At 70.1% G+C, this 5,203-nt stretch carries 4 protein-coding genes and 1 pseudogene; 1 reads left to right on the top strand and 4 read right to left on the bottom strand.

The window, feature by feature from the left end; translation table 11 throughout:
* A partial coding sequence (locus tag E1289_RS36340; protein WP_131988513.1) for a ribonuclease J occupies window positions 1–671 on the top strand: 671 nt, incomplete at its 5' end.
* 159 nt (window positions 672–830) lie between these two features.
* Here E1289_RS36340 and E1289_RS36335 read toward each other — a convergent pair.
* The 4 genes and pseudogenes from E1289_RS36335 to E1289_RS36325 all read right to left on the bottom strand — a co-directional run.
* Window positions 831–1,433: a class I SAM-dependent methyltransferase gene (locus E1289_RS36335; protein ID WP_131988511.1), complete on the bottom strand. Its 603-nt coding sequence runs from the start codon at window positions 1,431–1,433 to the stop codon at window positions 831–833.
* A gap of 178 nt (window positions 1,434–1,611) precedes the next feature.
* Window positions 1,612–3,096 carry a SulP family inorganic anion transporter gene (locus E1289_RS36330; RefSeq protein WP_131988515.1) on the bottom strand — a complete coding sequence of 495 codons (1,485 nt, stop codon included), beginning with the start codon at window positions 3,094–3,096 and terminating at the stop codon, window positions 1,612–1,614.
* Window positions 3,097–3,512: 416 nt separating this feature from the next.
* Window positions 3,513–3,644, bottom strand: coding sequence for a hypothetical protein (locus E1289_RS40280; RefSeq protein WP_279488593.1), 132 nt, complete (start codon window positions 3,642–3,644; stop codon window positions 3,513–3,515).
* Window positions 3,645–3,744: 100 nt separating this feature from the next.
* Window positions 3,745–5,203, bottom strand: a pseudogene (locus E1289_RS36325) (peptide chain release factor 3); the annotation flags it as partial.

Raw genomic sequence — 5,203 nt, 5'->3', positions numbered from 1 at the left:
CGTCCTCGATGATCCCGGGCAACGAGACGGCCATCAACCGCGTCATCAACGGCCTGACCCGGTGGGGCGCCAACGTCGTCCACAAGGAGAACGCCCGGGTGCACGTGTCCGGGCACGCCTCGGCCGGGGAGCTGCTGTACTTCTACAACCTGGCCAGACCCCGCAATGTCATGCCCGTCCACGGGGAGTGGCGGCATCTGCGCGCGAACGCCGCGCTGGCCGTACAGACCGGCGTCCCGCCCGAACGCGTGGTCATCGCCGAGGACGGCGTCGTGGTCGACCTGGTGGACGGTGTCGCGCGGATCACCGGCAAGGTGCCGTGCAGCTACATCTACGTGGACGGCCTGTCGGTCGGCGAGGTGACCGAGTTCTCCCTCAAGGACCGGCGAGTGCTCGGTGAGGAAGGGTTCCTCTCAGTCTTTGTCGTGGTGGACGCGACCACCGGCAAGCTCGCCGCGTCCCCCGAGATACACGCACGGGGGGCGGGCATCCCCGACCACGAGCTCGCGGCCCTGGAACCGGTCATCCACGAGGTCCTCGCCGCCGCGGCGGCCGACGGCATCGGTGACGCGGGGCAGCTTCAGCAGCTGCTGCGCAGGCGGGTCGGCGGCTGGGCCGGCGCGCGGTTCCGGCGGCGGCCGATGGTCCTCACCAGGGTGATCGACATCTGACCAGTACTTCGACGGAGGGCTGAGCGGTGATCGCTGAGGGCATGGACGTGGGCGAGGTGATGGCCCGTACGGAACTGAGCCTGCGCGCTGGACACCGAGATCGCCCAGCGGCGCCAGGATTCCGATCACCGCTGAGACCGGTGTCGTAGGGACACCCGGTTACGCCAGGCGTTGCGCTCGCAGGACGGTGTCGTGGGTGTGGTGCGTGCCGGCGGGTGCGGGGCCGGTTCGCGGACGGGTTTCGTTGATCAGGATCGCCCAGTCGTTGTCGAGGAGTCTTGCGATGTCGTCGGGCTGGTAGTAGTCGCGGGGCGCGAAGCCGTCCTCGTGACGCAGGGGCAGGTCGGCGAGATCATGGCTGACGAAGAGCAGGGTGCCGCCGGGTGCGACGGCGTTCAGCAGACCGCGCAGCGCGGTGTGGTCCGGTTGGCGCCTGAGCGGGAAGTACTGGGCGGACACCAGGTCGAATGCGTTTGCTGGAGGTGGATCGGTGGCCAGGTCCGCCCGTGCCCATGCCACACGGCCATCGACGTCCGTGGCCGCGGCGGCGGCGCGTTGCAGGGCCGTCTGGGAGATGTCGATCGCGGTGACCCGCCAGCCGCGCCGGGCCAGCCAGAGCGCATCGGCGCCTTCACCGCATCCCACATCGAGGGCCTGCCCCGGCGGCAGGTCGGTGATCTCGGTGATGAGCACCGGGTTGGGTGCGCCGCTGAAGATCTGGTCGCGGCTGCGATATCTCTCATCCCAGAACTGAGCGTCCATCGTTCTCTCCCTGTGGCGGTTGGTCGTGGCGGCGGCCACCGTCGCCGAGCTGGGATTGGTGGTCGTCGTGGCCACCTCCGCGGCCGGCCAGCTTGCCCGCACCTTGACGGGATGACCAGAATCGTTGCGGAAAGCGCAAAAGTCGGGGGCGACCTCCGTGATCGGCTCCGTCGCCGACTTAGTGGCTCGCGGTGAGTTCGCCGCTGAGGGTGTCGTGCATGCGGGCGCTGTGCTCGTTGAGGCCGACGATCTCGACGGTCTTGCCGCGCTTTTGATACTTGGTGGTGACGGCGTCGAGGGCGGCGACGGTGGAGGCGTCCCACACGTGGGCGTCGGTCAGGTCGATCACCACATGGTCGGGGTCCCCGGCGTAGTCGAACTGGTAGACCAGGTCGTTGCTGGAGGCGAAGAACAGCTCCCCGGTGACGGCGTAGACGACGTGGCCGCCGTCGGGGTCGGTGACCGCGGAGACGTTCACCAGGTGCGCCACCCGGCGCGCGAAGACCACCATCGCGGTGATCGAGCCGACCACCACGCCGATCGCCAGGTTGTGGGTGAACACGACCACGGCGACGGTGACCAGCATGACGATGGTCTCGCCCCGCGGCATCCGCTTGAGCGTGGCGGGGGCCACCGAGTGCCAGTCGAAGGTGCCGACCGCGACCAGCACCATGACCGCGACCAGGGCGGCCATCGGGATGTCGGACACGACGGGGCCAAAACCGATGCACAGCACCATCAGGAACACCCCGGCCAGGAACGTCGACAGCCGGGTCCGGGCGCCGCTCTTGACGTTGATCATCGTCTGGCCGATCATCGCGCAGCCGCCCATGCCGCCGAAGAACCCGGTGACGATGTTGGCGACGCCCTGCCCGATGGACTCGCGGGTCTTGCCCGAGTGCGTGTCGGTGATGTCGTCCACGAGTTTGGCGGTCATCAGCGACTCCATCAGCCCGACCAGCGCGAACGCCAGCGAGTACGGGGCCAGGAGCGTCAGGGTGCCGAACGTGAACGGGACGTCGGGTAGGCCGGGGGTGGGCAGCGCCGAGGGCAGCGCGCCCTTGTCGCCGACGGTCGGCACCGCGATGCCCGCGGCGACGGTGATCACGGTGAGGATCACGATCGACACCAGCGGCGCCGGAACGACCTTGGTGACGCGCGGGAACAGCACCATCAGCGTCAGCCCGGCCGCCGCCAGGGGGTAGACCGCCCAGGGAACGTCGCGCAGTTCGGGAACCTGTGCCAGGAAGATCAGGATGGCCAGGGCGTTGACGAACCCGACCATCACGCTGCGGGGCACGAACCGCATCAGCCGGGCCACCCCCAGCGCCCCCAGCACCACCTGGAAGACCCCGGCCAGGACCACGGCGGCCAGCAGGTGACCGAGCCCGTACTCGCGTGCGAGAGGGGCGACGACGAGCGCGACCGCACCGGTCGCCGCCGAGATCATCGCGGGCCGTCCGCCGACGACCGCGATCGTGACGGCCATGGTGAACGCGGCGAACAACCCCACCGCGGGCTCCACCCCCGCGATGATCGAGAAGGAGATCGCCTCGGGGATAAGCGCGAGGGCGACCACCAGGCCGGCCAGCGCCTCCGTGCGCAGGAGCTTGGCGGTGATCGGCCGGGCGGGTGTGAACGCCGGCTTCAGCCGGTGTGCCAGTACGGCGGGCAGACTCAAAACACTCCAGACATGGCGGGTCGCCCGTGCCGGATCAGGGCACGGGAACACGAACAACGCGGTTTGCGGGGCGGGAACCGGCGCCGATGCCGGTGATGAAGCCGCCGGGAGAACCCGGCGGTCAGGCCGCGGTCCGGTGAACCGTCACCACGACCGGCTCACCGATGGACGAATCACATGGGCCGGGTCGCGGTGAGCGGCCGTGACCGGCCACCGACGAGGTCGGCATGAGACGGCAACGGACTCCCCCGAGAAATCACGACCTGTGGATGAAGCCCGATGGGCTTCGACGGACGGCAGACCGCAATCACCAGCGCTTGCCATCGCGTGCCTACTCTAACGTCACAGAAGAGTCATAGGCGCCGGTAGAGGCCGTGGACGCCGGGGAGAGACGATGATCACACCGTCATCGCCAGTGCGCCCGGGAGTGCGTCGAACGCCTCCTCCACCCGGCGGGCCAGGACGGCGCGGCTCCACTTGCCGCGCCCGCCGCCCGCGCCGCGGCCGGCGGCCCAGTTCGAGCAGAGCACCCACGACGACCTCACCGCCCGCCTGCACCACACCCAATTCGCCCGGCCGCCCCGGGTCCCGTGACAGACATGGCGCAGCCGCATACGCCGGGGTGCCGGCTCAGTCGGGGACGCCTGCGGCGAGCATGGGGGTGAGGGTGAGACCGGGGTGTTCGCGCTCGATGGCCCGCAGCCGCCACTTGTCGACGAACACCGCGATGAGCGAGCCGTCCAGGGAGCGGGTGAGGACCTCCACGCCGCGGCGGCCGGTCAGGGTCTCGGCGGATTCCTTGTCGGTGACGCGGGCGGTGGTGTAATCGAGCCGGGTCAGGTCCACCGGTGCGCCGAACTCGTCGGCCATCCGGGCGGTGACCACGTCGAACTGCAGCGGCCCCACGGCGGCCAGCACCGGCGCCTGATCACCGCGCAGATCGCTGCGCAGCACCTGGACCACACCCTCGCCATCGAGCTGCTCGATACCGCGGCGGAACTGCTTGGCCCGGCTGTTGTCGGTCGTCCTGGCCCACCATGAAATGCTCCGGAGCGAACGCCGGAATCGGCGGAAACACCACCGGGGTCCTGACGTACAAGGTGTCACCCACCGACAGGCCGGAGGCGTTCGGCAGCCCGATCACATCCCCCGGATAGGCCGCCTCCAGCGTCGAACGGTCACGGCCGAACACCGTCTGGGCGTACTTGGTCGCCAACGGCCGCCCCGTCGGAGCATGCGTCAGCGACATCCCGCGCTCGAAGCGCCCTGAACAGACCCGGATGAAGGCCAGCCGGTCGCGGTGCGCCCGGTCCATCCCGGCCTGCACCTTGAACACCTGCCCGGCGAACGGCGCCGACACCGCCCGCTCCCGCCCGGCCTCATCAGCGCGCGCCGACGGCGCCGGCGCCAGCCGGCACACCGTCTCCAGCAGCGCACCCACCCCGAAGTTGGGCAGCGCCGCCCCAAACAGCACCGGCGTACAAGTCCCGGCGCTGTAGGCGGCCATGTCCAGGGTGGCGCCGATCTCCTCCAGCAGCGCCAGCTCCTCCACCGCGCTCTCCCACGCCTCGCCTTCCTCGCGGGCGGCCTGCTCGGCGGGGAGGTGTTCGGCGATGGCGCGGGTGGCGCCGCCGGGGGTTCGGCGGAACCGGGTGAAGGCGCCGTCGGCGCGGTCGATCAGGCCGCGGAAGTCCCCGGCGATGCCGACCGGCCAGTTCAGCGGCGCCGGGCGCAGCCCGATGCGCTGCTCGACCTCGTCCAGCAACTCCAGGGGTTCGCGGCCGGGGCGGTCCCACTTGTTGACGAAGGTGATGACGGGGATGCCGCGGTGGCGGCACACGTCGAACAACTTCAGCGTCTGCGCCTCCAGGCCCTTGGCCGAGTCCAGCAGCATGATCGCCCCATCCACCGCCGCCAGCACCCGGTAGGTGTCCTCAGAGAAGTCCGCGTGACCCGGGGTGTCCAGCAGGTTCAGCAGCACCCCGCCGTACTCGAACCGCAGCACCGAAGAGGTGATGGAAATCCCGCGCGCACGCTCCATCTCCATCCAGTCCGACCGCACCCCCCGCCGCCCCGACTTACCATGCAC

Origin of the sequence: Actinomadura sp. 6K520 (assembly GCF_004349245.1) — a bacterium.
Lineage (GTDB): Bacteria > Actinomycetota > Actinomycetes > Streptosporangiales > Streptosporangiaceae > Spirillospora.
This window is presented reverse-complemented; position numbering and strand designations above follow the sequence as displayed.